The organism is Rhizobium sp. NPDC092011, from assembly GCF_044756305.1.
Lineage (GTDB): Bacteria > Pseudomonadota > Alphaproteobacteria > Rhizobiales > Rhizobiaceae > Rhizobium.
The window spans coordinates 93,942-120,091 of the sequence record NZ_JBIVSO010000007.1 but is presented as its reverse complement, the minus strand read 5'-3'; the positions used below and the strand labels follow the sequence as shown (position 1 = coordinate 120,091).

The following is a 26,150-nucleotide window of genomic DNA, read 5'->3' as shown; positions in this document are numbered from 1 at the left end:
TTGATCTAGATCAACCTCACGCACGTCGATCGATGCCAAAACAGCAGCATGAACAAAGAAAAGCCGCCAGAGACAGACCCGGAATGCCTCCGCCGCGACGCCGGCAAGATCGACATGTTCGCGCTTGCCCGCGATAGCGCAAGAATAAGCTTGCGGCGCGTGCTCACGATCCAGATCGCGCGCACCGCCTTGCGACTGGCCTTCTCGGCAACGGCCGCCATGGTTGCTGGTCGGCTTGTGATGGATCAATCGGTCGATCCGTGGCTGCCGGTGCTTGCGATCGGCCTGCTTGCCGGCTCCTCTATCCTCGGATTGCTGGGCGACAGGGTGCAGGCAACGGCCGAAACCACCGTCGCAACCGGCTTGCGCGATGTCGCAAGCGCAAGGTTGGCTGCCATGTCGCCGCGCCAATCGAATCAACTTCCTGTCGGAACTCTTGTGGTGGCTATGCAGCGTCATCCCGCGTCAGTGGCGTCGCTTGTGATAGGCCATCGCATCGCGTCGATGATGATGGCGACCGGCCCACTCTTGGCGGCCGCGATGCTCTTCCTCATCTCCTGGCAGGCGGCAGTTCTCGTCCTCTGCCTGACGCCTGTCATGATCGTGTTCTTCGCGTTGGTCGGCGATGCAATTCGACGTCGTGCGATAGCCCAGGAGAACGCATTCGGTCGTCTCGCCGGACAATTTGCAGATCGCATTCGCGCGCTGCCGACGATTCTTGCCAACCACGCCTTTGCGCGGGAGGAAAGCAAACTGGCCGACCGGCTGGAGATCTATGCACGCGAGACAATGGGGGTTCTCGGCATTGCATTCATAAACGCCGGAATCATCGATTTTTTCGCATCGTTGTCGATCGCGTTGCTCGCCGTCTTTCTCGGCCTCGGGCATCTCAAATTGATGATGATTCCGGGCTTTTCCGACCTCGCGCTCTGGCAGAGCCTTTTCATTCTGATGATCGCGCCAGACTATTTTGCGCCCTTCAGGCGCTTTTCGGAGCAATATCATGCCAAGGCCGAAGGGCTCGCCGCGGCGAAGTCACTCGACAAGCTTCTCAACGTCGATCTGCCCGAAACCGTGTCCGTTCCCGCTCTTGAGAGACCTCACACGCCACTTCCCGAAAGGGGCCTCGTGGCAATCGTTGGGCCAAGTGGATGCGGCAAGTCCACCCTGTTGCGTCGGATGGCTCGATTGGAACCGCAAACGAACGCTGTCCCGCGTCTTTCCGGGAGCGTCACATGGGTTTCGACCGAGAGCTTCGTGGGAGGCCGCAGCATCGGCGAGGCGATCTGTTGGAAGCTTCCGCCCGTTTCGGTCTCGCAATTGTTTGATGCGGCAAATGCGGTGGGCTTGCTGGACGACGCATTCCTGCCCGCCGGGCTGGACACGCCGATCAGCCGCGGCGGCGGCAATCTCTCGGGCGGCCAGAGGCTTCGCGTCTCGATTGCGCGCGCACTCCTTTCCGGGCACACGGTCATTGCGGACGAGCCGACGGCCAAGCTCGACGCGACAACAGCCGCTCTCGTCCGGCAAGCACTTCTTCACATCGCGCACTCGCAGCTTGTGATCGTGGCTACGCATGACAAGGACCTGGCAAATGCGGCTGGGCATATGATCGATCTGACCATCAATGGCATTATCGAGGTGGCGGCATGACGAGCGATCCTCTCACCACCAGCCGGAAATACTGGCGCCGGGCCACTCTCCTCAGCTGTTGTGCTCTTTGTTGCGGCATTCTGCTGGGCGGGGTATCGGCATGGTTCCTTGGCGCGGTGGCGGCAGCAGGCCTGACAACTGCGGCGGCCACCTTCAACTTCCATGTTCCGGCAGCCTTCATTCGCCTCTTCGCTATTGGACGCACGGCGGCACGTTATGGCGAACGTTTCGTCGGCCACAAGGCGGCAATCGGCGACCAGACCTGGCGGCGCATTGGGCTTTTTGCATCCATGGCGGAGGCACCTGCGGTCCGCAAGGCGGGCTGGCAGCTCGGCGACGAGGCACGGCTGACTGGCTATCTCGATGATGTGGAAGACATTGACTACGCCCGCCTGCGCGCCCATCTTCCGTCGCTGACGATGGCAATCGGCGCGGCTGCCCTTGTTGCAAGCTCTGCGATCGTTGCGCCGCTTTCCCTGCTGCCGATCTCTTGCTTGTTGCTGATCGGCGTCTTCGCCAGCCGCCGCCTTGCCATGAGCGGGGCTGTTACCTGGCAGCAGGTCAGACGGCAACGAAAGGACGGGGCAGAACGATTGGGCGCCACCCTAGCGTCTGCCGTTTCCCTCAAGGCGGAAAGACTGTGGGACGAAGAATGCCGCGCGGCGATGACCGCCCTTTCGCAAGCAGACGATCACACCCTGGCATTGCGCCGCCTTCAATCCGGGTTTGACCTGCTCGCCTCTCTCGCCGGCCCGATCGCTGGCATCAGTGTCGTTGCGGCCGCCTGGCTGTCGGGCTATCGCGGCGTCGCGATGCTCTTGCCGGTGGCGCTCGCATTCGCCTGGCTTGCGCTTGGCGAGGCAATGAACGGCGCATCCCGCATTCTGGTGGCGAAGCTGCGGCGGGACGCCGCCCAATTCGAGATCGGGCAGTGGATACGGGACCGGGAACCCGAAGCGGCAACCTCTGACCTGGTTGCGATGAGACTGCTTGAGCTTCGACATGCGGATCTTGGGCGGATCACCCCCGCCGGCATCCCGATCGGCAGAGCTTCTGTCTCCCTGTGTCTGCGAGCAGGATTTCCGACGATCCTTGTCGGTACCAGCGGCAGCGGAAAGACGAGCCTGCTGAAACAGATCGCAGGCTGGGTCGGCGAAGATACATTCGATGGCCCTTACGGAAGCTTTTCACCCCAGGAACGGCGCGCTTTGATAACGCTTTGCCTCCACGATGCAACGGTTCTGAACGACACGGTCCGCGCCAATCTTTTCGATCCCGACAGTCCGGACGCGGCAATATGGCAGGCGCTCGAAGCCGTTGAGCTTGACGCGCGCATCCGCAGCGCAGGCGGACTTGATGCGTGGATTAGGCAGGACATGCTCTCCCTTGGCGAGGCGCAACGGCTCAATCTGGCGCGCGCCTTCCTGGCCCGCACTCCCGTTGTCCTGCTCGACGAGCCAACCGAGCATCTCGACACCGCGCAGGGCCAGAGGATCATCCTCCGCCTTACCGATCATCTGGCCGATCGTATCGTCGCAATCTCCACTCACCGCCTGCTGCCAATCCGCAACGGCGCAATCCTGGAACTACAAGCATGACAGCCGTCCCCAATCACCGCCTCATCGATGCGAAGGTTCCGCGCTACACCAGCTATCCGACCGCACCGCACTTCCACGACGGGATAACCTCGGACACCGTCAGAAGCTGGATAGAAGCAGTCCCGGCCGATGAACCGATTTCCCTGTACCTGCACGTTCCCTTCTGCGATCGACTATGCTGGTTCTGCGCCTGCCATACGAAGCAGACGCTGCGATATGCTCCCGTCGCCGACTATCTCACAATGCTTCATCGGGAGATTGCCATGCTTGGCGGGCACCTCGCCGGGAAAGGCATCGTGCGCGCAATCCATCTCGGCGGAGGGTCACCCACCATGATCCGACCCGTCGATCTGCGAACACTCTTCCGGCAATTGCATGCCGGATTTACCATTGCGGCCGACGCAAGTGTCAGCATCGAAATCGATCCCAACGACATGGATGATGCGCGGCTCGATGCGCTGGCGGAAATTGGAACGACACGCGCCAGCCTCGGCATCCAGGATTTCGATCCTCGCATCCAAAAAGCCATCAACCGCGAGCAAAGCTTCGCTACGACCCAGCGGGTGACAGAGGGGTTGCGGACAAGGGGCATCGGGTCGATCAATGTGGACCTCCTTTACGGCTTGCCCCACCAGACGCTGACAACGCTCGGCGAGACCATAGATCTGTCCCTGTCGTTGCAGCCCGATCGCATTGCAACCTTCGGCTATGCCCACGTCCCATGGTTTAAAAAGCATCAGACCATGATCGACGAGACGGCCCTGCCTGGCCCTGACGAGCGGCTCGAACAGGCGAACAGCGCCGCAGCGCTCGTCCAAAGCGCCGGCTATCAGCCAATCGGCATCGACCATTTTGCCCTTCCCACGGATAGCCTTGCCATTGCGGCCCGTCACGGCCGTCTGGCAAGGAACTTTCAAGGCTACACTGACGACCGCTGCGAAACACTGATTGGCCTTGGCCCATCATCGATCAGCCGCTTTCGCCAGGGCTATGCGCAAAATTGCCCTTCGACCGCCACTTATGGTCGCCTGATCGAGGCGGACAGCCTTCCGATCGGTCGTGGAGTTTCGCTCTCCGAAGAAGACCTGATGCGCGGCTGGGTGATCGAACGCCTCATGTGCGACTTCCGCTTTTCCACCGATGCATTGCGAACCCGCTTTGGCGAGACGGCCGAGCCGCTCTTGCGCGAGGCCCGCCTGCTTGCACAAGCTTCACCACATTTTATCGCGCATGATGATGGGTTCTCCATCGCGGCGGGCAGTCACATGTTCGCACGATCGCTAGCGGCTCAGTTCGACAGTTACCTGAATTCGGGCAGGGCACGCCATTCCGCAGCGATATAGCGGTTGCGCTGCAACCGGTGAGCATATCGGGCGCCGAATCGAGGCAGCTGCCGGACGGATCATGGAAAGGAGACTGGTGAATAGGGCCAAAAGCCGGAAACATCTGGAGATTTCACCGGATAGCCAGACCGCGATCTCCGCTCCTGTTTCCGACGAAAGGCGTCGAGACAGCCGACCAAAACCGCTCTAGTCGAGAAGCTCCCGCAATCGTTGCGCCAGTTCGCGCGCCGTATAGGGTTTCTTCAGCCATGTGCCGGATTGAGCAAGCTCGCGGCCGGCGATCGTCGGCTCAGCATAGCCGGACGTAAACAGGATCTTGATCTCCGGATTCATCGCTCGCACGATATTGGCGAGTTCGTCACCGGCCATGCCGCCGGGCATGACGATATCCGTGAACAGCAATGCGACATCCGGATTTTCTTCCAACCGGTCGAGCGCCTCCTTCGCGCTGGCCGCCTCGACGACCTGGTAGCCGGTATCGACAAGCCGGGACACGGCGACGCGGCGCACACGCGGATCATCCTCAACCACGAGAATTTTTTCCGAGCCGCCTGGAATGGCCTGCGGAGGCTCCTCTCCCTTTTTCCGTTCGTCGCCCTCTGCATTCTCCTTTTGCGCGGCTGGAAGAAAAACGCGCACGCTTGTTCCCTGCCCCATCTCGCTATAGAGCTGGACGTGGCCGCCGGACTGCCTTGCAAAACCATAAACCATGGAGAGGCCGAGCCCGGTACCGGCTCCAACACCCTTGGTCGTAAAGAACGGCTCGAAAGCGCGCTGTCTTGTGTCCGCCGACATGCCATGGCCGGTATCTGTCACTGAAATCAGGACGAATTCACCGGTGCGTACCTGGGGATACATCTGCGCATAGTCGACGTCGAGATGGACATGCGAGATTTCGATTGAAAGCCTTCCGCCACGGGCCATCGCATCGCGCGCGTTGAGAACGAGGTTCAGCAGTGCGTTTTGCAATTGCGACGCATCGACCAGTGCGTTGTTTGCCGATCCCGAGACGACGGTACGAAACTCGATTGCCTCGCCCAGCGTGCGACGCAAGAGATCGGAGAAACCCGAGACAAGCTGGCCGACGTCGACGAGTTTTGGATTGAGTGGCTGTCGACGACCGAAGGCAAGCAGTTGTCCGGTCAATTTTGCGCCATCTTCGGCCGCGTCCTGCGCTTCCCGCAACAAAGGGCTGAGCTTTTCGTCGTGCAGTCTGTTCTCGATCATTTCGAGGTTGCCGCTGATGACTGTCAGCAGGTTGTTGAAGTCGTGCGCCAAGCCACCCGTCAGTTGCCCGATCGCCTCCATCTTCTGCGCCTGCCGCAGCTCCTCCTCGATCTTGTGACGGCTCGTCAAATCGCGGATGAAGCCCGTGAAAATGCGTCCACCCTTGGTGACTGCCTCGCCGACGGAGAGTTCCATGGGAAACTGCGATCCATCCTTGCGTTGCCCTGTCACGACCCGCCCGTAGCCAATGATGCGGCGCTCGCCGGTCGTCAGATATCGCGAGATATAGCCGTCATGTGCATCGCGATCAGGTTGCGGCATCAGCATGCGCACGTTTTTGCCGCACACCTCGGCCGAAGAATAACCGAACAGTTTTTCCGCCGCGGCGCTGAAGGAGGAGATCACTCCGGCAGCATCGATGACGACCATCGATTCAGGGACGGTGTCTAGAATGGATCGTAAATGCGCTTCACGTTCGGCAAGATCGTCCTGCGCAATTTTCATGTCGCTCACATCATTGTTCGTCTGAATGATCAGCGCCTTGCTATCGGCATCAGGATTGACGAGCGCCCAACGCGTCGCAACGAAGAGTATGCGTCCATCCTTCCTGCGATGGACGACTTCGCCCTCCCATGCACCGTCACGCCGGACAATATCGCGGATTTCCTCGAGTGGCCGTGGGAAGCGGGTCGACAGCAGCTCATGAACAACGCGTCCGATGGCTTCTTCGCGTGACCAACCATAAACAGCTTGGCAGCCGCCGGTCCAATGGCTGATGATCCCGTCGAGGCCGTGGACGATCAAATTAACCCCGTCGAGCAAGCGGGCGATTTCGTCCATCTTGTTTCCGTTCAAAACATCACTGACGGTATTGCTGCTCATAGGATCTCTTCATCTGCGCTTAGTGGTGATTACCCGCAGCGTAGGAGATTTGGCGACAGCCGTCGCTAAAATATTCACCGTCCCCGGAAAGCTGGACGAGAACGCCATGCTTCAGAAGCTGGACCGCATGGCGACCGACCGGACAGATGATACCCCGTTGCGTCAGCTTGGTTATCGTTCTGGAGACCGTCTCGATCGTCAGGCCAAGGTAGTCGGCAATATCAAGCCTTGTCATGGGCAGCGCGACAATGCCGGCGTTCGCGCGAGCACCGGGCGCGGCTTCCGCCTGTCTGAGCAGGAAACTGCAAAGCCGCTCTTCCGCGCTCTTACGGGACAGCAATACCATCTGGTCCTGGGCATCAGCCATTTCGTCGCGAAGGAGCGAAAACACCTCCGACTGCAGCTCTGGAGACTTGGCAACCTCGGCATCGAATAGCTTGCGTGAGATACGGCGAATACGCGTATCTACCACAGCCTCAGCGCTGTAGAGATAGTTGCCTGTCATTGAAACACCCGCCATGTCGCTAGCGTGCAGGAAGCCGGTGATAACCCGGCGTCCGTCGGAAATGATCCTGAAGATGCGCAGGCTACCCTCGACCACCTCGAAGAGATGTCTTGCGGCATCGCCTTCAAGAAAGAGGGATTGGCCGGCACACAGGTGCTCGACGGGCTGCCTCCTGAAAAGCCCCTGCAGCGAGTCCGGCGCAACACCGAACAACACCGGATTCGTGACATCCTTGAGATGATGAACATTATTCGCCTGCAGCATGGCCGATCCTTTGAGCTGTGATTGGGAACAGATGACCTCTCACAGGTGACACCGGGATGCTGCGCGTGTTAAAGACGGTGCTGTTTGGTAACAGTCTGTAACAAGGGCGGTTTAATACATTGATTGGATCGACGATGGCGGCGCTCCACCATCAAGCGCATCTCCTCGTCGTGGACGACGATTCCCGCATCCGTCAAATGTTGACGCGCTACTTCGAGGATGAAGGCTATATTGTTTCGTCCGCTGCGGACGGAAATGAAATGCGCGTCCGAATGCGGGCGCAGAGCTTTGACGCCATTCTGCTCGATCTTGTCCTTCCTGGCGGCACCGACGGACTTGACCTTGCCCGCGAAATTAGAGCGCAGTCGGACGTGCCGATCATGATGCTGACGGGTCGCGATGATGTCGTCGACCGGATCGTCGGACTTGAAATCGGCGCAGACGACTATATCGCCAAGCCTTTCCACCTGCGTGAAGTCCACGCCCGCCTCAAATCGATACTGCGGCGACGTCAACCTCCCGTCCGCGTTTCGGAGCCGGGTGCCGAGGAAGTCGTTGGCTTCGAGGGATGGAGGCTGAATGTCAGCCGACGCCAGGTTTTGGATCCGGAGGGGCGCGACGTCGAACTGACGACGGGCGAATACGAGATGCTGACGGCATTCGTGCGAAATGCGGGACGTGTCCTTACCCGCGAAGTACTCATGGACCTGACGAGAGGCCGCAATCTTGAAGCGTTTGATCGCACGATCGACGCACAGATCGTCCGGCTTCGCCGTAAGATCGAAACAGATCCCAAGAAACCGCAATTCATCAAGGCGGTCCGCGGGGTCGGCTATGTGTTCACGGCGAAACTGGACTGAGTGGCGGCGGGGACCGCCCGGCATCGGCGCATGACACCTGTCACCTTGCGATCAAGCACCGGAAACACCGTTCCGGCAAGAATATTCCCAATCGCTTCCATCGTCTGATCGCATCGTTGAAACGCCGAGCGATCCGTTACCGGCGACACAGGATTCTTTGATCGTGATCAAAGTGGAATTTCAGAGTGGCCCTATTTTGACGGAGGTAGCCGGATTCCACCGGCATACGCCACCTCAAAGGAGTGCGCTCAACATGCTTGTCCATGCGATCATGACCTCACCTGCAATCGTCGTTCACCCCGAAACTTCCATTGCGGAAGCGGCCAAGACTATGCTCGACAATCATATCAGTGGTCTGCCCGTGGTCGATGCGTCGGCCAGACTGGTCGGGATCGTCAGCGAAGGCGACTTTATAAGACGCAGCGAATTGAACACCGAACGCAAACGTTCATGGCTGCTCGAGCTTCTCACAAGCCCCGGCGCGCTTGCTGCGGAATATGTGTCGACGCATGGCCGCAGTGTGGAAGATGTCATGACCTCCGATATCGTCACGGTAGCGCCCACGGCCCGTCTGCAGGAAGTCGTGGAGCTCATGGAAAAACATGATGTCAAACGCATCCCCGTCGTCGCACAGGGTCGGCTCATCGGCATCGTCTCTCGATCGGACCTTCTAAAGGCTCTTGTTAAGACCCTTCCCGCACAGGTGACAGATAATAAGGATCAGGAAATCGAGGCAGCGATCATCAACGAGCTGGCAGCGCAGGACTGGAGCCGCGGCGGTTCCATCCGCGTCAAGGTGGTCGACGGTGTGGCGGAGCTCACCGGCAGCATCATGGATGAAAGAGAGCGCCAGGCGGCAAAAGTCGCTGCGGAAAATGTTTCAGGCGTCCGGGCGGTCTTCGACAATCTCGTTTACATCGATCCCTATATCGGCGTTGGCATAGTCTGAGCAATTTCGCTCGGCGGCGACGGACGACACCGAACTCTGCGGCGGCGCCCGTCGGCTCCGGTCCGATGAGGGCGCAAGCCCAGTCGCGATGTCATGGGCTCTCCTTGGCCTCGTGACTTCGCGTCGGGCGAGACAGGAATTTGCAGGAGATGAGCCGGCGATGCGGACAGCCCATCTCCGAGCGGACAGCAGCAACTAGCGTGCCGTCAGAATCGGCAAAGTGCTTTGCCGGAACATGCCTCGTGTGACTCCACCGAACACTCTCTCGCGCGCACGCGAGTGCCCATAACATCCCATAACGACAAGATCGGCGCTCAGGTCGCCGGCATGCTGAAGCAGCACATCGTTGATGCGGCGCGTGCCACTGGCAATCACGTCGATGGACACCTCTATTTGATGGCGAGCCAGGTAAGCGGCTATATCGGCACCGGGCTCCTCGCCTTGGCGTCCTGATAAGGCAACGGGATCGACCATGGTGACATGCACACGCTCCGCTGCTTTCAGAACATCGATCGCCTGATGAACCGCGCGACCGGCTTCGCGGCTTGAATCCCAGGCAATCAGCACCGTCTTAGGTGGCCAGGCGACGGAGCCTTGTCTCGGGACGATCAAGAGCGGCGTGGGAGAGTGAAACAACGCTCCGTCAATGGCAAACCCGTTGAGATGCGGGTCCGATGCCATCTCGCCCGCAATCAGCGTGATGTCGGAATATAGCGCGCGTTGCCCAAGCAGCTCCGGTGCCCAGGGAAAGTCACAGAAGAATTCCTGCGCCTCAAAGGATATGCCGCTGGCTGCAAGTCTGGCTCTTGCGGCGCCAACCTTTTCGTCGAGTTGCGCCAGTTCGCGATCCCTCTCGTCGATCCAGATACTGGCCGAGGCATCGCCATAGCCGCTATAGGGAGGCATGGCGCCGAACGCGAGGACGAGCAGCACGAGATGTGCGTTCGTCGCTTCGCAAAATGAAATTGCGGTTGCCAGATCTTCGTCGCCATGCCTTGAGGACATGATGCTCAGAACAGTTTTGTAAGACATTGAGGGATCTCCTTGTCGCCGATGATGTCCGATCTGGAAACTACGCCGTTGCCTCACCGCAGCATTGATCAGCGTCAAGAACCTCGTCATGCAATCTGCAATCTCATGTTGGCGAGCATGTCCAACCCTCGTCAGCGAATTTGACGCCGATCAATGTCGGCTTGATCAATCCAGGCGAAGCTCCGGACATTCTCGACACAACCCCATCGTTCGGAGTGATTGCCATGCAGACAAAAGACATCATGACAAAGAAGATCATTTCGATCGATCGTGACGCCAATATTCGCCACGCTATCCAGCTCATGCTCGAAAATGGAATCAGCGGCCTTCCGGTGGTCGATCAGCTGCAAGGTGTCTGCGGTGTGGTGACGGAGGGCGACCTCCTGATGCGATGCGAAATCAGCTCACTCAGTCAGTCTTGCGCCGATGTCACAAGAGCCGATGGCGCTCTTCTGACCTATATCAAGAGCAAAGCATGGCGTGTCGGCGACGTCATGACGCCCAACATCATTGCAGTAACACCGGATACACCGATTTCAACGGTAGCAGAGCTGATGGCGACCCATCGCATCAAGCGCGTTCTCGTGCTTGATGAGGGCGCGCTTGTCGGCCTTGTCAGCCGCCGCGAGGTGCTGCGCGCCATTGCCTCCATACCGGCTGATAAAATAGCACCGGGCGACGAAGCGATCAGGCTTGCCGTCAGGACGCGGCTGAGAACCGAACTCGGGCTTGCTGGCGACCGGATCTGCGTTTCGGTACGCGACGCCCAGGTTAGATTGACCGGGAACGTTGTCTCCGATCTGCAGCGTCACGCAATCAGAGTTCTCGTCGAACGCATCACAGGCACCCGTGGCTATGTCGACGAGCTGCAACTCGCGCCACAGATCGCTTGAGCGGTCACCAAAAAGGCCCCGCCGGATCCCCAGGCCATACCCGCAAACGACATTCTATACGAACAAAGGAGACTGCCGTGTCTGAACAAAAATGGAGTTTTGTCACAAGAGAGGGATTGCAGGTCTCCGTGCGAATAGCAGGTTCTGACGATGAGGCCCTCCTGGTGGAGCTCTTTGATCATGTTAGCCCGCAAGACCTCCGTTTTCGCTTCCTGTCGGCCATGAAACATGCCTCGCGCAAGCAGATTGCGGAGTTGATCGGCATCGATCATGGCGCTATCAAGAGCTACATTGCGTTTGCCAGAGACGCCGCAACGCCGATCGCAACAGCCGTTCTTGCCTGCGACGCCGAAAAAAAGCGCGCCGAGACAGCGATTTCCGTTCGCAGCGATTTCAAGGGCCACGGGCTTGGCTGGGGTCTTCTGAAGCTCATGGTTCAGGAAGCCGAACGGCAGGGCATGGAGAAGATCGAATCCATCGAAGATCGAAGCAACTATGATGCGTTGGAGATCGAGCAGAAACTGGGCTTTGAAACCTACCCCTACCCTGATGACCAGCGGCTCTTGCTCTTGTCGAAGCCACTTGTGGCATAGAGCTGGCGTACGGAATATCTCCGACCCCTAGGCACGAGAGGTCATCCAAACACCTGCCATCGTCACCGCCAGACCCAGGAACATCGGTGCCGTCAAAGGTTCGGAAAACAAAGCCCACGCCCAGAGCATCGTGACGGGAGGGCTGAGGTAGATCGCGGCGCTGACCTTGGCGACCGGGTATAGCCGCAGGCAGGTATAGTAGACGGCATAGGCCGCAAACGTGGCGACGAGCACGAGCCAGACCATACCGATAGCGAACTCGCGGGTGAGCGGCGGCATGAGATTTCCCTGAAACCATGCGCAAATGAAGAAGAGGAAGGCCGCCGTCAGCGTGTGAATGCACAGGCTCTGATGCACCGGCATGCTCACTCGCCTGCGGCTGCGATAGACGACCGAAGCAAATGCAAAAGCCAGCATCGACCCAACGGTAGCCCCGTATGCCCATAGCGGAGCCGTCCCGAAGCTCAGGCTATCATAAGAGACGATGAGCACACCCGACACAGCAAGCGCCGTACCGGTCCATTGCCGCGGGCTGAGCCGTTCACCCAGCACAGGCTGCGACAGGGCTGCGATGGCGAGAGGAACCAGATCCGCGATAAGGGCGACAAGTCCCGTCGGCACGCGCTGTTCGATGGCAAGCGCGAACCCTCCAAGATAGAGAAAGACCGACATGACGCCGAACAGCATCTGCCCGGCAAGTGTCCGCAGTTCGACTCTCGGTCCGATCAGCAGCGCGAATGGCAAAAGAAGCAGACCGGACAACAGGGTCCGCCAAAACAGGATCAGCGTGACGCTGACATCGTTGCTCGCATAGCGGATGCCGACGAAGCCGGAACTCCATCCGACGATCAGCAGACCTGCCAACAATGGCCACAGAAGGGGATGGGCGCCTTGAGGGCGAGCTGATGCGGCTTCGTCTGTCATCGCGAACTCGATTATCGTCTGGCCACAGCAGGTAGACCTTGGGGGCCTTCAACGCACATGACAAAAATCGATACAGACATGACATTCATGCCGATTTTGTCATTTGGCCTTGAAGATGGCTGAAACGGCTCATAGGGAAATGGAGACCCATCGACCGAGTTCATCGCCTTGACCGACATCAAGAACCGCCGCCTGGACATTGACGCGCTTCGTGCCATCTGGGCGATCAGCCATCATGGCGGCATAACCCGCGCGGCCGACGCCTTGGGCCTCTCCCAATCGGCCGTCAGCCACAAGATCCGAAGGCTCGAGGCGAGCCTCGATTGCGCGCTGCTGAACAGAAGGCCGGGAGCATCGCTTTTTACGCCGCCCGGCCGGGAACTCCTGGACTATGCAGTACGTATTCTCGGCCTGCATGACGAAGCCTTGCTCAGCCTGTCGAAAACACAGCTTGCAGGGCGTATCGCACTTGGATTGACCGAGGATACCACCTGCAGCGACCTTGCCCGGATACTCGGGCGGTTCCGTCGCCTGTATCCTGATGTCGCGGTTCGCACCAAGATTCGAATGAGCCTCGTCCTTCGCGAGATGCTGGAGAGGAACGAGCTCGATGCGGCTATCCTGCAGCTGTTCGCCCACGAAGTTCGGCCGACCGATGTCGTTCTCTTCCGAGAAAAGCTTCATTGGGTGAAGCATCCGGACCTTGCTCTTCCAGACAGCGGCCTCCTTCCTTTCCTCTCCTTCGATGACAAGTGTTTTTATCGTCAATGGGCCTATGACATCGGCCAGGATAGCGGGACCACGCTTGAAACCGTTTTCGAGTGTTCGGCCGCGGCGGGCATCGTCTCGGCGGTCACTGCGGGACTTGGCATCGCCCTCCTGAACGAGCGGCACCTGCGTCCGGAGATGCTGATCATTGACGGTCGCCTGACCGCACCTCCTGCCCTTGCCTACGTGGTTCGCCGATCGAGAAAAGTGCGCAATGCCGCACTCGATGCCTTGGTGGCAGAAATCAGGAATGAAACAAGCCGACACGGCTTGACCCTTGCGAGTTGAAGACGGCCCTTCGCTTGCCACTCCATGACGGCGAGCGGACGCCACAGTCACAATGCGCCTGTCGCCGGGACTATTCTGCCGCCGTCGTCATCTGTCGGCGCGCGGCCGAAGTCTCCCACTGTAAGACAGCCGGGGACCATTGCGCTGCCTCAGATCGATCTACCGCTGTAAATCAGATGGGATTTCTGCGCCGAGATCTACGATAACTCTCTGTAAATCCCGGTGTTGAGAAGTCGCTTGTCGGTGCAAAATCACAATGCTGCCGAACGGTGATTGACCCGAACCTGGCTTTCGGAGACTTTCCATGGATCGGGGATGTTTTCTCGAGAGGGGACGCAAAGATCCTGCTCATTCACGATTTCGGATACGGAGGCGCTCTTGTTCAAACTGTTTATCATAAGCGGTTGCTTGCTTTGTCAGTTCCTCGTTCCCGTCCACGCGACCGAAATCTCCCCCACGTATCTGTTTGACAGCAATCCGAGCATCGACCGAGGCGGCCCGATCGACGCTGCCATTCAATTTGGCTACTATGCTGCGAACCTGATCCTGGTCCAAAGATGTGATATCCAACGACATCACCCTCGCCGCCAATGGGAAAACCGCATCGCTGTCGGCGTTCTGAATTATGGCTCGCGCTATCGGCTGTCAGGCGACGTGCGAACTGCGGCCGAAGCAGAAGCGCGAAAGCAATTGGAGGTCATTCTGCGGCGGGGAAAAATCCCACTTGATATGTGCAGGAACGCTGACGCCATGTTCAGCAAGGCGCTTGTCTCTAACATGGAGCCACCGACCGGAACACTGGCGTCAAACGACGCAGAGATGAAAAACGAAGGGCTCATCGATCAGCTCAAAGACGGCTTTCCGGGCTCAGTTCGATTGAGAAGGAAGATCCTCTCTTTCACCGTCGACCATTTCACGCGCGTGGATCATCATAATTTTGAAGCCGTCATCCACTGGAAAGGCTCAGGAGCAGCCAACGTCATCAAAGGACATGTCAGCGGCTACGAGCAATTGGTCTGGAAAGAAACCGCATCGTTGGGTGGAAGCAGGTCACAGCGGGAATACGTCTATGTTCTCAATCGTCGCAGTCCGATGGCGATGGCAGGAAGCTGGGGTGATCGCACCCGCGGCGGTTTTGTTGAGATCAGCTTGCCGGCAGCTGAGCCGGAATGAGACTGTGTGAGGCAGACGCGATAAATCGGTACTGCGGCATAGACCCTAGTTCGTCGGCCGCATTCCCGGTGGCTACATTGCCACCGGTTCAGTGCATGTCTGATTTTCACAATGTGGCTCTGAACGGGCAAGTCCTGGACGCGGCGGCTGGGCGATGACGCAGTCCGTGCGACCAGCCCTCATTCGTTTTGCGGTCCGTCGAATGTGAAGCGCCGCCAGTCGCGCCGTCCGTCGCTGCTCAAGCCTGCCGCAATTCCGAGAGGTATTCTCGAAGAAGAACCGCTCGTCGCGGCCTGAAACTATCTCCTGTGCGTTCAACGCTGCTCATCCGTGCGACGCTGAACATCCTGAACGCCTCCCTTAGGCAGCACCATGCGAGCAACGTCAACGACCGCTCGGTGTAGACCATGGACAAGGGCAAAACCGTTCGCGAGGTCTGCGCGCCGCTCTTGTCCTCATAACGGATCGTCAGCGCCTCCTCCGTCCAGCACGCCTGTCGTACGGCATCGGTATGCGGCGGGGCATCGAAGCGCGCGACGGGTCGGTACACCTGGGAGACCGCATGGAAGAGCTGCTGTTCACGGTGATCCGACAGGGTCGCCGAAACCTTGGCGAGAACAGAGGCCGCGGACTTCGCGAGCGTCGCATCGCCCATGCTCCTGACCTCCGCCATTCCGAGCGCAATGGCCTCGATCTCTTCGCGGCTGAGCGCCTGGGGCGGCAGAGCGTAATCCTCCGTCAGTCGGTAGCCATACCCTCGCTCGCCGTCGATCCGCGCTCCCGCGGCGCGCAGGCTGTCAATGTCCCGATACAGGGAACGCAGCGACACCCCTGTCTCCTCGGCCAGACGTGCGGCCGTTATCGGCGCGGCCATGGTCCGCATCGTCTGGAGAAGTCTGAAAAGCCTGTCGGTGCGCGCCATCTTCCAACTGCCGTAAATTGTCAGTTGGTCGACGGTATAACCGTTCCATGGACAATGCCAACAGAGGAATCAACATGTTCTCAGCCTTCGCCGAAATCCACTGGCTCGCGGTGGCCGCCGCGACCGTCGCCTCCTTCATTCTGGGAGGCCTCTACTTCATGGTGCTGGTGCCGAAGCAATATCTCTACGTCACCGGACGAGAGAATCTGCCGAAGGAGCAGCAGGCGGTATCCGGTACGATCTTCATGATGGGACCACTCGTCTGCTCCCTGATCACCGTCATCACCGACGCCTATCTCATCAAGGCTCTCGGACTTTCATCGGCGTTGGACGCCGCGATGCTTGGTCTCATCGTTGGCCTTGGCTTTTTGGTGCCGATGACCTTCAACATCGCGATCAATCCGCTGTTCCCTCGCCCACTCCAATACGGGTTGCTGAACACGCCCTATTTTCTTGTATCGAATGTGATCGCCTGCCTGCTGCTGATCCTCATTCCATTCTGAGCGGAACTGATGATGCATTCCATGGCCTGGGCATCCGAGGATCGCGAACTGCCACGCCTGCCGATCTTCAGGCCCAGGTGCCTACTGGTTTCGCCCTGCGTCAGACGGCCGTAGGTCTCGCTCAGTCCGCCTGACCGGAATTTGGATGGTCCCTGGAGAACTCTCTAGCCGACATGAGGAGCGGCATAAGCGCAAAACCCGCTGCTGTCAGCGAATACTCGACCCGTGGCGGCAGCTCCTCGAAGTCGCGCCTTTCTACGAGGCCGTCGCGCTCCAGTTCCCTGAGGTGCTGGGTCAGCATTTTCTGCGAGATGCTGGGGATGTCGCGCATGAACTGCGATGCCCTCAGACGAGGGGTGGCGAACAAGCGGAACAGGATCGGAAGCTTCCAGCGTCCGCTGATCATGCGCAACACTCGCGCGACATGCGCGACGGAACCGTCCGCACCGAGGCAGACATCCCTGTCTTCGACGGGTACAGGTACTTTAAAGTGCGTAATTGCCTCGCTCATCGCATCGTCCAATATGCCTCCGACATCTGGATATGGAGCACGGAAGATGGACTTACAACTCGACGGCAAGATCGCGCTGGTCACGGGTAGCAGCAAGGGTATTGGCGAGGGCGTCGCCAAGGGCCTGGCCAAAGAAGGTGCCGTTGTCATCGTGCATGGGCGCAACAAAGCCAAAACCGAGGACGTCGCACAAGATATAGCGGCGGCCGGTGGAACGGCCCATGTCGTGCTCGGCGACTTAACGCAGGAGGCCGCTGTCAAGGCGGTCGTTGACCAGGCGAAGGCGCCGCACGGCTCGATCGACATCCTGATCAACAACGCGGGCGGTTCGGCAGCCCCCGAGAACTGGACGACGACGAAGGCCGATACCTGGGCAAGCGTCTACGATCGGAACGTCGTCGCCGCGGCGCGGCTGATCTCCATTGTGCTTCCCGAAATGAAGGCGAAACGATGGGGTCGGATCATCAACATCTCAAGCCTGGCCGCCCTGATGCCTCCTGCGACTCGACCCGACTATTCGGCGGCCAAGGCGGCGATGATCGCGATGACTGCCTCGCTCGCGAAGGATTGCGCAAGGGACGGCGTGACCGTCAACACCGTCTCGCCGGGAACGATCCAGAGTGTCAGTCTGGAGACAGCCTTCCGAAAAGCGGCTGCGGACAAGGGGCTGGCGATGGACGCTCCGTGGGTCGAGGTCGAGGGACTGGCGCTACCGTTGTTCGCGCAGGTGCCGATGGGCAGGGTCGGGACGATCGAGGAGATCGCAGACGCTATCGCTTTTCTTGCCAGCCCGCGGGCAAGTTATATCACGGGAGCGAACCTAAGGCTCGACGGGGGGATGTGGCCCGGACTCTAATTTCAGGTGCCGTATTGCTGGCTCCGGGTTTCGCCGAAACGCGGTTGCCAAGCGTCGATGCGAGACCCGCCTGACCCAGGGAGCCTGGTCAAGAATTGGCGGCCCTGTTGTTACAAACACTATCGGCCCGAAATTCCTCAGTGATGAACATCGGCTTCGCCCGCATGGAATAACCGATTTGGGGTCGAGAGCAAACCGTCAGCCTACAAGATCCAAATCACCATGGCAGCCCTTGTCGGCAAATCCAGAGAACGCGGCTTCTGACCTATTTTGGATGGTCGCCAACAAGCAGTTCGCGTCCAAGGCAGTCGTCTCGCTTGCGATCCTAGTCTGACTTGGCGCCTAGATAGCGACGTTTTCGGCGGTTGCCCGCTTAGCGCGATGGCGGAGAGTCAACGCACAAAGCGTCGCCATAGCAGCGAGAGAGAGTGCCATCGCGACCCCCAGCGCCACGTTGCTCCCCGCACCTGCGAGAATTTAGGCAAAGAGTGGCGGTGCGCAGGCGAAGGATAAGTTCATCGGCAAGGCTAACATCGACGAAGCCCGTGCATAGGCCGCGACGGGAAACAGGTCGAGCGTCATGGTCGAGCGAGCTACGGCCAGAACGCCGCTCGTAAGGCCATAGATGATCGCAAACAGGCCGGCAGCCAGTTCGCCACTTCCAAGCATCAGGATTGCAAAGCTTATTGGCAAGCCGAAACCTGCCATAAGGCCCGTTGCCAAGCTGTTCCAGCGACGGCTGGCCACGAAATCGACCAGACGCGCGGCAAGGGCGGCGACGCCTATGAAGGACGCCGTCAGGATTGCTGTTGCGTGACTAAGTCCACGCGCTTCAAACAGGGTAATAATTGTGAGCGAAAAACCCCATGTCACTATGCCGTTTGAGGCTGTGCTAAAGGCCAGCAGACCAAATGCGATCCAATCGAGTTGATAATCCGGATTGCTTTTCACAGCCGCTGAAGGTGTGGCTGGACGCTTCGCGAGCAACAGCCAGTAAATGGGCGCAACGACCGTTAGCAGCGCCGCGGCGCCGATCAGCGTTGCCATCCGCCACCCAAAAGCTGCCTGGAGACCGCCAAGCAACGGCCAACATAGCGTGGTGCCAAGGCCGCCGAAAACCATCAGCGCCCCGACGGTTGCGCGCGCACGGGCGCCGAAAAGTTCTGCAATCGCAATTTGCACGGCAGTCGTCAGCATGCCTGCACCAGCAGCGCCGATAACGCCCCAGCCCAAAAAATATGTCCAAGGTCCTGTTGCTAGACCGACCACGACCAGACCAAGCGCGCCGAGCGCGACACTAGCCGTCATGACGAGCCGGGCTCCAAAGCGCTCAAACAATCTGAGCAGCGGCACCGCGATCAGTGCCATCACCACCAGCATCACGGTCGGTCCCGCCATCACCACGACATAGGGCAAGCCTAGGGTCTCTCCCATGGCGCGACCCGTGATAGCCGACAGGTTGAAGGTCATGCCCCAGCTAACTGCCTGCGCGAGCGCTAGCAAGCCGACAACAAGAGGCAGGTGAAAGGGGGATTGGCGCATGTTATGTCGTCCGTGGAGCCCGGCCTAGTAACCACCGCCGCATTTCAGAATTGTGACGGTTTACGCGCTGAACAGCGTATAGGCGTTTGCGGTACGAAACCGCCGTCCCGGCCGGCCTCCACCAACGGCTTTGCACACCTCCTGCGCAAAGGCAGCCATTCCGCCAGCCACCCGAAACTGGACATTCGGCCCGCATGAAGAGCCGAGTCCTCCAAGCCGCTCTCGACCACATATCGGTCGAAACGGCGGCTTAGCTTCTCACCGCAAGCGGCTATTTTAATAGTGTAGATATTGAGCACTTCGTGCCGACACCGGCCATAGCTCTCGAGCTGGCACTTCGCTATTAACGGAACAACGATTCTGCAGGGACACGCTGTCCCATCCCAGCTCAGCGAACAGAAAGTCGATGCATCATGACATCAACAAACGCGCCGACCAAGCACTGGTCAATTGTGGAACTCCTGCATGAGACGGTAAAAAATCCGAACATTCACGTTCGCGGAACCCACAGCTACTACAGCAACGCCTGGACGGGTTCCTTCGAACAAAGTGTTGTCCGCTACCACTATGGCGACGAATTCAGCATGAAGGCATGGGAGCCCTTGTGGCCCATTGATCAACTTTATATCGGCGACTACGTCTGCATCGGTGCCGAGGCCGTCATCCTGATGGGTGGCAACCATACGCACCGAACGGACTGGTTTAGTCTCTACCCGTTCCTCGATGTCATTCGCGAAGCCTATATCGGCAAGGGTGATACCGTGATCGACAACGGAGCCTGGATCGGAATGCGAGCGATGATCATGCCGGGCATCACGATTGGAGAGGGTGCGGTGGTAGCTTCCGGTGCCATCGTCACCAAAGACGTCGCGCCCTACACGATTGTCGCCGGCAATCCCGCCGCGCCTATTCGACAACGGTTCCCCGCTGCCGCCGTGCAAAAGCTCCTTGAGCTTGATATGTACAAATGGACCGAGGCCAAGTTCGAAGCTCTGAGGCGTTTCATCACCGCAGCGGATATCGACCACCTCATCACAGCCTCTGCCGACTACGATCAGCAACATGGGACAATCATTCCGGGCGGAAACAAGACATGATGACGGTCATCTGAAAGCCAGCCCTCGCCGAGGACCCCGGGTCTGTGCTCTTCGGCCGCAGGCCGATCCCAGGCGGCAGCAAAGCCGAGCAGACGCTTTTCCGGACAATGTTGTGGGATTCCAAACTGTCGTGACGTGCATGAGCGCTGCTAACAAGGCTGAGTTCCCCACTAGGGCTCTCCAACGATACCATGTCATCACGTCGTGAAAGGCGTCACCGGCCGAGCGGAGAGCGCCTTTCCATCGGAGGAAAAAAGTTCCTATTGCGGCGTCAGGTCAAAGCCGAACCACTTTTCGGAAAGACGCTTGATCGTGCCATCGGCCTTTGCCGCCATGATGGCATCGTCGAACATCGCCTTCAGTTTCGTATCGCCCTTGCGCAGGCCGACAGAGCTGCCGGCACCAAGAAATCCACCCTGGAAACGCGGGCCTACGATGATCATGTCTGAATTTGCGGGCTTTTCGACGGTGGTTTTCAGGTATCCCATCGATGCCATGACAAAATCGACACGACCGGCCAAGAGATCGAGATCATGCTGCTCGGTGGTCTTGTACTCGCGAACCTGAACGACACCCTTTAGATACTCATCGATGAAGCGGGCGGCAATCGATGCGGTTTGGACACCGATGACCTTGCCTTTGATGATCGGCTTTAGTTCTTCCACGGCCTTGCGCGCGCCCTGCTCGTTTGAAGCCAAAGAAAAGAGCTCTCCCTTCAGCGGAAGGCTTTCAAGCTCGTTGCCCTTGATCGTCGCGAAAGCCTGGCCTGTACTGCCATAGGAGATCGAGAAGTCGATCACCTCCTTGCGCTTTTCCGTCGCCGACATGCCAGCCATGATGGCATCGAACTTGCCGGCATTAAGCGCTGGGATCATGCCGTCGAAAGACTGCGAGATCACGGTGCATTCGACCTTCATGTGATCGCAAAGATATTTGCTAAGTTCGATTTCGTAGCCATCAAGGGTGCCGTCCGCCCTTGTCAGATTGTAGGGCGGGAAAGCGCCCTCCGTGGCAATGGTAATTTTCGTGACGTTGCTTTCTTCTGCTTTGACGGCCGGCGCCAGAAGCCCCGTTGCGATTGCGATCGCCATGAGCACGGTCGTTTTCTTCATTGTGATGTTCCCTTTTTTTGGTGTTTGCGTGACGGCTGCAGCAAATCGCGTCTCAGTTGCTGATGAATTGCCGGAAGCGTTCAGATCTGGAGTGTTTGAAGATTTCGTGCGGAGGTCCCTCTTCTTCGACTGCCCCCTTGTGCAGGAAGACGACACGGTTGGAGACATCGCGAGCAAATCCCATCTCGTGCGTTACGACCAGCATCGTCCTGCCCTCCTCGGCAAGCGCGCGCATCACACGCAAGACTTCGCCGACGAGTTCCGGATCGAGGGCCGACGTCGGCTCGTCGAAGAGCATCGCCTTTGGTCGCATTGCAAGCGCGCGAGCGATTGCGGCACGCTGCTGCTGACCGCCTGAAAGATGGGACGGATAATGGTTGCGCTTGTCCGCGATGCCGACCTTGGCCAGGAGAACTTCTGCTTCGTCCATTGCCTCGCGACGCGATCGTTTCAACACGTGAACGGGCGCTTCAATGACATTCTCCAGTATGGTCTTGTGGGACCAGAGATTGAAACTCTGGAATACCATGCCGAGCTCGGAGCGAATTCGGTCAACCTGAGCCAAATCCGCCGGTCGGCTTTTGCCGCCGCGTGTCGCCTTGAGGCGGATCTCCTCGCCGGCGACGGCAATGGAGCCGGAATCGGGTATCTCGAGCATGTTGATGCATCGCAGCAGTGTGGACTTTCCCGATCCGGAAGAGCCGAGGATCGAAATCACCTCGCCCTCCCCCGCATTCAGGCAGACCCCCTTTAATACCTCGATGGCTCCGAAACTCTTGTGGAGATCACGGACACTGATAGCGTTGGACGAGGCAAGCGTAGCGGTCATGGTCAAGCTGTTTCTCCCTTGAGTTCGCTGTTGATCGGCAGGGGTTCGCGCTGATGTGAGCTCAACCGATACTCAACCACGGCAATAAGCCGAGTAAGCAGGATGTTGATGGCAAGATAGATTGCGCCAGCGACGACGAAGACCTCGGTCACACGGTAGCTCTCCGATATGATCTTTGCGGCAACGCCGGTGATCTCCATGAGGGTAATGATCGAGGCAAGTGAGGTCGCCTTGATCATCGAAATCATCTCATTGCCATATCCTGGCAGGGCCTGGCGGATCGCTAGCGGCATGACGATGCGACGCAAAATCATGATCCGCGGCATGCCGCAGGCGCGAGCGGCCTCGACCTGTCCATGCGGTACCGACAAGAGGCCGCCGCGAATGATCTCGCTCGCATAGGCTGCCGTATTCAGCATCAAGGCCAGGACGGCGCACCAGTAAGGGTCGCGCAGAAGCGGCCAGAGCACGCTATGGCGGACGGAAGAAAACTGGCTGAGGCCGTAGTAGATCAAAAAGATCTGGACGAGCAACGGCGTACCGCGAAACACAAAAACATAGAGGCGCGCGAACCAGTCAAGCGCGACAATGCCCGAGAGGCGCGCGGCGGCAAGTGCCAGAGCAAGCAAGGCACCGAGGGCGATCGCGGTGACTGCAAGTTCAAGTGTCAGGGGCAAGGCCGCGAGGAGGCTTATGAAGGTCTCGGTCGCAAAGGTGACGTCCATCAACCTCTCCTCACGCCGCGCGAGAGCCGGCGTTCCGAACGATTGAGAAAGCCCCCCGAGACGGTAGAGATGACAAGATAGATCATCGCCGCGATGAAGTAGAAATCAAAGGGCAAGCCTGTCGATCCGGCGCCGATCTGGGCTTGCCGCAGAAGTTCGACGACGCCCGTGACCGAAACGAGTGCCGATTCCTTCAAGGCAACCTGCCATACATTGCCAAGGCCGGGTAGCGCATAGCGCAGTGTCAACGGCGCGGTTATGCGGCGGAACTTGAGAAAACGACCCATGCCGCAAGCCGTGGCTGCCTCCAGTTCCCCTGGGTGCACCGCACGGAAGGCTCCGCGAAGAACCTCGGTCTGCTGCGCGCCCGAGGTCACCCCAACAGCAAGCGCACCGGCAACGAAGCCTGGAAAGCTGACGAAGCCCTGGGCGCCGAAGGCATGCCCAACCGCGGTGACAACAGCGCTTCCCCCAAAATAGAAAAGGTAGATCACCAATAGATCGGGAATGCCGCGCAACACTGTCGTATAGGTTTCGGCAAGCACCCTAACCAGCCAACCGCCGGAGATTTTTGCCCAGGCGGCGAGAGTGCCGATAAGGCTGCCGATCGCAAATCCGGCGAGCGCTATCAAGATTGTCATCCAGGCGCCGGCTGCGAGCGCGTGCCCCCACCCATCGGAACCAAAGCTGATGATGTCGAGGAAACCGGGATAGCTCATCGATGGGACGATCCTTGGCTGAAAGCGCTAACAGTAGGCTGAAGGCTCTCTAGGTGGCGACGGTCGAACAAGTTGGCCAGGCGACTTGGTTGCTCAGACATCGTGCTTCTCCGGTAGCGGCGGATCCACATCGTTCGGGATCGGATTGACGAAGGGTGTGGAGTCGAGTCTTTCCCTGAGCTCTTGCTTGGCTGCAGCGACGAGATCGGGATCGCACAGCAGATCGACGGCAAGACTGGCCATGGCCTTGGCGGCGTGAGCCATACCCTTATGTGCAGCGGGAAGCTTGCCTTGCGCAACGAGCTGCCAGGAGTGTCCGGGCGTGCCGATCGCGTAGGTGGCACCGCGCATCTGCACCGTCGGCACGACCCAACTCACGGTTCCGACATCCGTCGAGCCGACAATGCTGCCATCGCCGGAATAAAGGGGATAGATGAGATCGCAGAGCGACCTGTCCTTGCGAGGTTTCAACCCGAAGCGAGCATAGGATGCGGAGATGTCGTCTTGAGAAAGGGTTGCCTGGAATTCTCTCGCGACCTCTTTGTCCTTGCCGTCGAAAAGGGTTGGCCCAAGGCGCTCCAAATGGGATTGCAATCGCTCCTCCAACGCAGCATTGCCGACCAGATTGGCATCACCGCTGACGACCTCGTGGCGCACAGTCGTCTCCGTCATGAGCGCCGCGCCATCAGCGATCTTTTTGACCCGTTCGACGAGATCGAGAAGCTCGGGCAAATTGCGGGCGCGAATGAGATATCGAACAGTCGCCTTGGCCTGCACGACATTGGGAGCGCCACCACCCGCGTTGGTGATGGCGTAATGAACACGCGCGCTCGACGGCATATGCTCACGCATGTAGTTCACGCCAACATTCATCAGTTCGACAGCATCAAGCGCGCTTCGGCCGAGATGCGGGGTTGCAGAGGCATGCGATGCGCGGCCATTGAAGTGAAAGTTGATCTCGTTACAGGCGAGCGATATCGGATTGTTGACCCCTGTGAACGCGGCGGGATGCCAGGAGATGGCGATATCGACATCGTCAAAAGTCCCGGCTCTGACCATGAAACCCTTCGACGAGCCGCCTTCCTCCGCGGGGCAGCCGTAGTAGCGCACCCGGCCCTTCAACCCGTTCTGCATCAGAAAGTCCTTGACCGCCGCTGCGGCCAACATGGAGCCAGCGCCCAACAGGTTATGGCCGCAGCCATGTCCGTTGCCGCCGTCGACGAGCGCGCGTTGGCTGGCGATCCCTGCTTCCTGGCTCAATCCCGGTAGCGCGTCGAATTCCCCTAGAATGGCGATCACGGGGCCTGCATCACCCGCCTCGCCCATGACGGCGGTTGGCAATCCCGCAACATGGCGCGTGACACGAAAGCCCTCAGCTTCAAGCAGACGAGCGTGTTCGGCGCAGGAGGTGAATTCTTCGTAGTTCGTTTCCGGAGCATCCCATACGCGATCGCTGAGCTCAATGAATGCTGGTGTTTTCGCATCTACGATCGACCAAACCGCGTCCGAATTTTTCACAACCTTCTCCTAACGATCCACATAGTATCCAAAATTGGCGCCAATTTATGTTACAAAAAAGAATTGCGCAACGACCAGCAGTGAATATTTTTGTCGCCATATCCTGCTTCGATGAGAATCGGCGTTGCAGGACATTGGTCGCCGATCAGATGGAACAGGAATATTCATGAGTGACATTCACAATGAAACAGTTGCGCCCGCTGTGGAGCGGGACGTAACGGATCTCGTTCTCCAGGACATCTTGACCGGTATGCTGCCTGCGGGCACGTGGCTGAAGCAGATCGATCTGGAGCGTCGGTACGACTGCACGAGACCGGAGGTGAGACGCGCACTCGACCGCCTGTCTCAAAAGCGCCTTGTCGAGCACGTGCCCAATCGTGGTTACCATGTCTATCAGCCCGATGGTCGGCGAGCTCAGGAGATCAGCGATATTCGCGTCATTCTGGAGACGGCCATCGCCGATCAGATGGTTGCGAACGCAAAGCCGGACAGCATCGAAACCTTGCGCGGGCTTGCCCGACATTTTGACGACATGACGCAGAACGGAACTGTGTTGGAGCACTACGAGGCCAATCTCGCCTTCCACAAGGAGCTTTTGCTTTTAGCAGGCAACCAGGAACTGGTCGATCTTATCTCTGAAATTCGGCAAAGGACGTCGTCAGCCCCTGTTTCCCAATGGCGAACGAGAGCAAGGGTCGAGCAGTCGGCGCGTGAACACCATCTGATGATTGATGCGTTGGAAGCCGGCGACACTGCCGAATTGAGGCGGCTGATTGAGGCGCATATACGCCAGACCGCCCGTCTCGGACAGCGATGAACGCGAAGTGACCAGCCTCACCGTGCCGCGAAACTCGACCGGATATG

The 26,150-nt window shown here is 58.8% G+C and carries 25 protein-coding genes; 13 read left to right on the top strand and 12 right to left on the bottom strand.

Annotated features, from left to right (window positions below; genetic code table 11):
* Nucleotides 1-48 precede the first annotated feature (48 nt).
* Genes ACIQJ2_RS24875 through hemN form a run of 3 tightly spaced genes read left to right on the top strand, consistent with a single transcriptional unit; the run spans nt 49 to nt 4,594 of the window.
* Nucleotides 49-1,653 carry an ATP-binding cassette domain-containing protein gene (locus ACIQJ2_RS24875; RefSeq protein WP_400671579.1) on the top strand — a complete coding sequence of 535 codons (1,605 nt, stop codon included), beginning with the start codon at nt 49-51 and terminating at the stop codon, nt 1,651-1,653.
* Nucleotides 1,650-3,251 (top strand): ATP-binding cassette domain-containing protein, encoded by a 1,602-nt coding sequence (locus ACIQJ2_RS24870; RefSeq protein WP_400671582.1) that lies wholly within the window; start codon nt 1,650-1,652, stop codon nt 3,249-3,251. Before ACIQJ2_RS24875 ends, ACIQJ2_RS24870 begins: the two co-directional genes overlap by 4 nt.
* On the top strand, nt 3,248-4,594 hold the full coding sequence (gene hemN, locus ACIQJ2_RS24865) for an oxygen-independent coproporphyrinogen III oxidase (RefSeq protein WP_400671585.1): 1,347 nt from the start codon (nt 3,248-3,250) through the stop codon (nt 4,592-4,594). Before ACIQJ2_RS24870 ends, hemN begins: the two co-directional genes overlap by 4 nt.
* 186 nt (nt 4,595-4,780) lie before the next feature.
* On the opposite strand, the gene ACIQJ2_RS24860 is transcribed toward hemN, so the two are convergent.
* A complete protein-coding gene (locus tag ACIQJ2_RS24860; RefSeq protein ID WP_400671587.1) occupies nt 4,781-6,703 on the bottom strand; it encodes a PAS domain S-box protein in 1,923 nt (640 codons plus the stop codon).
* Nucleotides 6,704-6,722: 19 nt separating this feature from the next.
* Complete coding sequence (locus ACIQJ2_RS24855; RefSeq protein WP_400671589.1) at nt 6,723-7,472, bottom strand: Crp/Fnr family transcriptional regulator; 750 nt, start codon at nt 7,470-7,472, stop codon at nt 6,723-6,725.
* A gap of 134 nt (nt 7,473-7,606) precedes the next feature.
* Between ACIQJ2_RS24855 and ACIQJ2_RS24850 the strand changes: the two genes are divergently transcribed.
* Both ACIQJ2_RS24850 and ACIQJ2_RS24845 read left to right on the top strand, forming a co-directional pair.
* Complete coding sequence (locus tag ACIQJ2_RS24850) at nt 7,607-8,332, top strand: response regulator (RefSeq protein ID WP_400671591.1); 726 nt, start codon at nt 7,607-7,609, stop codon at nt 8,330-8,332.
* 253 nt (nt 8,333-8,585) lie between these two features.
* Complete coding sequence (locus tag ACIQJ2_RS24845; protein WP_400671593.1) at nt 8,586-9,281, top strand: CBS domain-containing protein; 696 nt, start codon at nt 8,586-8,588, stop codon at nt 9,279-9,281.
* A 195-nt stretch (nt 9,282-9,476) separates the two neighbouring features.
* On the opposite strand, the gene ACIQJ2_RS24840 is transcribed toward ACIQJ2_RS24845, so the two are convergent.
* The gene (locus ACIQJ2_RS24840; protein ID WP_400671595.1) at nt 9,477-10,313 is read right to left on the bottom strand and encodes a universal stress protein; all 837 of its coding nucleotides are present in this window, start codon (nt 10,311-10,313) and stop codon (nt 9,477-9,479) included.
* Nucleotides 10,314-10,537: 224 nt separating this feature from the next.
* Here ACIQJ2_RS24840 and ACIQJ2_RS24835 point away from each other — a divergent pair, with 224 nt between their 5' ends.
* Together ACIQJ2_RS24835 and ACIQJ2_RS24830 are read left to right on the top strand one after the other, a co-directional pair.
* On the top strand, nt 10,538-11,206 hold the full coding sequence (locus ACIQJ2_RS24835; RefSeq protein WP_246761920.1) for a CBS domain-containing protein: 669 nt from the start codon (nt 10,538-10,540) through the stop codon (nt 11,204-11,206).
* A gap of 77 nt (nt 11,207-11,283) precedes the next feature.
* Nucleotides 11,284-11,799 carry a GNAT family N-acetyltransferase gene (locus ACIQJ2_RS24830; RefSeq protein WP_400671598.1) on the top strand — a complete coding sequence of 172 codons (516 nt, stop codon included), beginning with the start codon at nt 11,284-11,286 and terminating at the stop codon, nt 11,797-11,799.
* Nucleotides 11,800-11,826: 27 nt separating this feature from the next.
* Here ACIQJ2_RS24830 and ACIQJ2_RS24825 read toward each other — a convergent pair whose 3' ends face one another.
* Nucleotides 11,827-12,723: a DMT family transporter gene (locus tag ACIQJ2_RS24825; RefSeq protein ID WP_400671600.1), complete on the bottom strand. Its 897-nt coding sequence runs from the start codon at nt 12,721-12,723 to the stop codon at nt 11,827-11,829.
* Between the two features lie 168 nt (nt 12,724-12,891).
* Here ACIQJ2_RS24825 and ACIQJ2_RS24820 point away from each other — a divergent pair, with 168 nt between their 5' ends.
* Together ACIQJ2_RS24820 and ACIQJ2_RS24815 are read left to right on the top strand one after the other, a co-directional pair.
* Nucleotides 12,892-13,779 (top strand): LysR family transcriptional regulator, encoded by an 888-nt coding sequence (locus tag ACIQJ2_RS24820; protein ID WP_400671603.1) that lies wholly within the window; start codon nt 12,892-12,894, stop codon nt 13,777-13,779.
* A 378-nt stretch (nt 13,780-14,157) separates the two neighbouring features.
* Nucleotides 14,158-14,952 carry a hypothetical protein gene (locus ACIQJ2_RS24815; RefSeq protein ID WP_400671605.1) on the top strand — a complete coding sequence of 265 codons (795 nt, stop codon included), beginning with the start codon at nt 14,158-14,160 and terminating at the stop codon, nt 14,950-14,952.
* Nucleotides 14,953-15,190: 238 nt separating this feature from the next.
* On the opposite strand, the gene ACIQJ2_RS24810 is transcribed toward ACIQJ2_RS24815, so the two are convergent.
* Nucleotides 15,191-15,874, bottom strand: coding sequence for a helix-turn-helix transcriptional regulator (locus ACIQJ2_RS24810; protein WP_400671608.1), 684 nt, complete (start codon nt 15,872-15,874; stop codon nt 15,191-15,193).
* A gap of 74 nt (nt 15,875-15,948) precedes the next feature.
* On the opposite strand from ACIQJ2_RS24810, the gene ACIQJ2_RS24805 reads away from it, so the two are divergent.
* The gene (locus tag ACIQJ2_RS24805) at nt 15,949-16,377 is read left to right on the top strand and encodes a DUF1761 domain-containing protein (protein WP_400671611.1); all 429 of its coding nucleotides are present in this window, start codon (nt 15,949-15,951) and stop codon (nt 16,375-16,377) included.
* A 121-nt stretch (nt 16,378-16,498) separates the two neighbouring features.
* On the opposite strand, the gene ACIQJ2_RS24800 is transcribed toward ACIQJ2_RS24805, so the two are convergent.
* Complete coding sequence (locus tag ACIQJ2_RS24800; RefSeq protein ID WP_400671614.1) at nt 16,499-16,888, bottom strand: winged helix-turn-helix transcriptional regulator; 390 nt, start codon at nt 16,886-16,888, stop codon at nt 16,499-16,501.
* A gap of 46 nt (nt 16,889-16,934) precedes the next feature.
* Between ACIQJ2_RS24800 and ACIQJ2_RS24795 the strand changes: the two genes are divergently transcribed.
* Entirely contained in the window at nt 16,935-17,744 is an 810-nt protein-coding gene (locus ACIQJ2_RS24795) for an SDR family NAD(P)-dependent oxidoreductase (RefSeq protein ID WP_400671617.1), read from the top strand.
* Between the two features lie 477 nt (nt 17,745-18,221).
* On the opposite strand, the gene ACIQJ2_RS24790 is transcribed toward ACIQJ2_RS24795, so the two are convergent.
* Entirely contained in the window at nt 18,222-19,286 is a 1,065-nt protein-coding gene (locus ACIQJ2_RS24790) for an MFS transporter (protein ID WP_400671620.1), read from the bottom strand.
* A 413-nt stretch (nt 19,287-19,699) separates the two neighbouring features.
* Between ACIQJ2_RS24790 and ACIQJ2_RS24785 the strand changes: the two genes are divergently transcribed.
* A complete protein-coding gene (locus ACIQJ2_RS24785; RefSeq protein WP_400671622.1) occupies nt 19,700-20,383 on the top strand; it encodes a CatB-related O-acetyltransferase in 684 nt (227 codons plus the stop codon).
* 260 nt (nt 20,384-20,643) lie between these two features.
* Here ACIQJ2_RS24785 and ACIQJ2_RS24780 read toward each other — a convergent pair whose 3' ends face one another.
* From ACIQJ2_RS24780 to ACIQJ2_RS24760, 5 genes are all read right to left on the bottom strand, one after another.
* The gene (locus ACIQJ2_RS24780) at nt 20,644-21,495 is read right to left on the bottom strand and encodes a transporter substrate-binding domain-containing protein (RefSeq protein ID WP_400671624.1); all 852 of its coding nucleotides are present in this window, start codon (nt 21,493-21,495) and stop codon (nt 20,644-20,646) included.
* 52 nt (nt 21,496-21,547) lie between these two features.
* Nucleotides 21,548-22,324 carry an ATP-binding cassette domain-containing protein gene (locus tag ACIQJ2_RS24775; protein WP_199147088.1) on the bottom strand — a complete coding sequence of 259 codons (777 nt, stop codon included), beginning with the start codon at nt 22,322-22,324 and terminating at the stop codon, nt 21,548-21,550.
* A 2-nt stretch (nt 22,325-22,326) separates the two neighbouring features.
* Nucleotides 22,327-23,049, bottom strand: a complete 723-nt coding sequence (locus tag ACIQJ2_RS24770; RefSeq protein WP_199147039.1) for an ABC transporter permease subunit — start codon at nt 23,047-23,049, stop codon at nt 22,327-22,329.
* Nucleotides 23,049-23,768 carry an ABC transporter permease gene (locus ACIQJ2_RS24765; RefSeq protein WP_400671626.1) on the bottom strand — a complete coding sequence of 240 codons (720 nt, stop codon included), beginning with the start codon at nt 23,766-23,768 and terminating at the stop codon, nt 23,049-23,051. Before ACIQJ2_RS24765 ends, ACIQJ2_RS24770 begins: the two co-directional genes overlap by 1 nt.
* Nucleotides 23,769-23,861: 93 nt before the next feature.
* The gene (locus tag ACIQJ2_RS24760) at nt 23,862-25,286 is read right to left on the bottom strand and encodes a M20 family metallopeptidase (RefSeq protein WP_400671628.1); all 1,425 of its coding nucleotides are present in this window, start codon (nt 25,284-25,286) and stop codon (nt 23,862-23,864) included.
* Nucleotides 25,287-25,452: 166 nt separating this feature from the next.
* Here ACIQJ2_RS24760 and ACIQJ2_RS24755 point away from each other — a divergent pair, with 166 nt between their 5' ends.
* Nucleotides 25,453-26,103: a GntR family transcriptional regulator gene (locus ACIQJ2_RS24755; protein ID WP_199147036.1), complete on the top strand. Its 651-nt coding sequence runs from the start codon at nt 25,453-25,455 to the stop codon at nt 26,101-26,103.
* Nucleotides 26,104-26,150 lie beyond the last annotated feature (47 nt).

What these genes read in the sequence shown, in the direction of transcription:
- ACIQJ2_RS24875 (WP_400671579.1), top strand. Translation starts at nt 49, where the DNA reads ATGAACAAAGAAAAGCCGCCAGAGACAGACCCGGAATGCCTCCGCCGC.
- ACIQJ2_RS24870 (WP_400671582.1), top strand. Translation starts at nt 1,650, where the DNA reads ATGACGAGCGATCCTCTCACCACCAGCCGGAAATACTGGCGCCGGGCC.
- hemN (WP_400671585.1), top strand. Translation starts at nt 3,248, where the DNA reads ATGACAGCCGTCCCCAATCACCGCCTCATCGATGCGAAGGTTCCGCGC.
- ACIQJ2_RS24860 (WP_400671587.1), bottom strand. Translation starts at nt 6,703, where the DNA reads ATGAGCAGCAATACCGTCAGTGATGTTTTGAACGGAAACAAGATGGAC.
- ACIQJ2_RS24855 (WP_400671589.1), bottom strand. Translation starts at nt 7,472, where the DNA reads ATGCTGCAGGCGAATAATGTTCATCATCTCAAGGATGTCACGAATCCG.
- ACIQJ2_RS24850 (WP_400671591.1), top strand. Translation starts at nt 7,607, where the DNA reads ATGGCGGCGCTCCACCATCAAGCGCATCTCCTCGTCGTGGACGACGAT.
- ACIQJ2_RS24845 (WP_400671593.1), top strand. Translation starts at nt 8,586, where the DNA reads ATGCTTGTCCATGCGATCATGACCTCACCTGCAATCGTCGTTCACCCC.
- ACIQJ2_RS24840 (WP_400671595.1), bottom strand. Translation starts at nt 10,313, where the DNA reads ATGTCTTACAAAACTGTTCTGAGCATCATGTCCTCAAGGCATGGCGAC.
- ACIQJ2_RS24835 (WP_246761920.1), top strand. Translation starts at nt 10,538, where the DNA reads ATGCAGACAAAAGACATCATGACAAAGAAGATCATTTCGATCGATCGT.
- ACIQJ2_RS24825 (WP_400671600.1), bottom strand. Translation starts at nt 12,723, where the DNA reads ATGACAGACGAAGCCGCATCAGCTCGCCCTCAAGGCGCCCATCCCCTT.
- ACIQJ2_RS24810 (WP_400671608.1), bottom strand. Translation starts at nt 15,874, where the DNA reads ATGGCGCGCACCGACAGGCTTTTCAGACTTCTCCAGACGATGCGGACC.
- ACIQJ2_RS24805 (WP_400671611.1), top strand. Translation starts at nt 15,949, where the DNA reads ATGTTCTCAGCCTTCGCCGAAATCCACTGGCTCGCGGTGGCCGCCGCG.
- ACIQJ2_RS24800 (WP_400671614.1), bottom strand. Translation starts at nt 16,888, where the DNA reads ATGAGCGAGGCAATTACGCACTTTAAAGTACCTGTACCCGTCGAAGAC.
- ACIQJ2_RS24795 (WP_400671617.1), top strand. Translation starts at nt 16,935, where the DNA reads ATGGACTTACAACTCGACGGCAAGATCGCGCTGGTCACGGGTAGCAGC.
- ACIQJ2_RS24790 (WP_400671620.1), bottom strand. Translation starts at nt 19,286, where the DNA reads ATGCGCCAATCCCCCTTTCACCTGCCTCTTGTTGTCGGCTTGCTAGCG.
- ACIQJ2_RS24785 (WP_400671622.1), top strand. Translation starts at nt 19,700, where the DNA reads ATGACATCAACAAACGCGCCGACCAAGCACTGGTCAATTGTGGAACTC.
- ACIQJ2_RS24780 (WP_400671624.1), bottom strand. Translation starts at nt 21,495, where the DNA reads ATGAAGAAAACGACCGTGCTCATGGCGATCGCAATCGCAACGGGGCTT.
- ACIQJ2_RS24775 (WP_199147088.1), bottom strand. Translation starts at nt 22,324, where the DNA reads ATGACCGCTACGCTTGCCTCGTCCAACGCTATCAGTGTCCGTGATCTC.
- ACIQJ2_RS24770 (WP_199147039.1), bottom strand. Translation starts at nt 23,049, where the DNA reads ATGGACGTCACCTTTGCGACCGAGACCTTCATAAGCCTCCTCGCGGCC.
- ACIQJ2_RS24765 (WP_400671626.1), bottom strand. Translation starts at nt 23,768, where the DNA reads ATGAGCTATCCCGGTTTCCTCGACATCATCAGCTTTGGTTCCGATGGG.
- ACIQJ2_RS24755 (WP_199147036.1), top strand. Translation starts at nt 25,453, where the DNA reads ATGAGTGACATTCACAATGAAACAGTTGCGCCCGCTGTGGAGCGGGAC.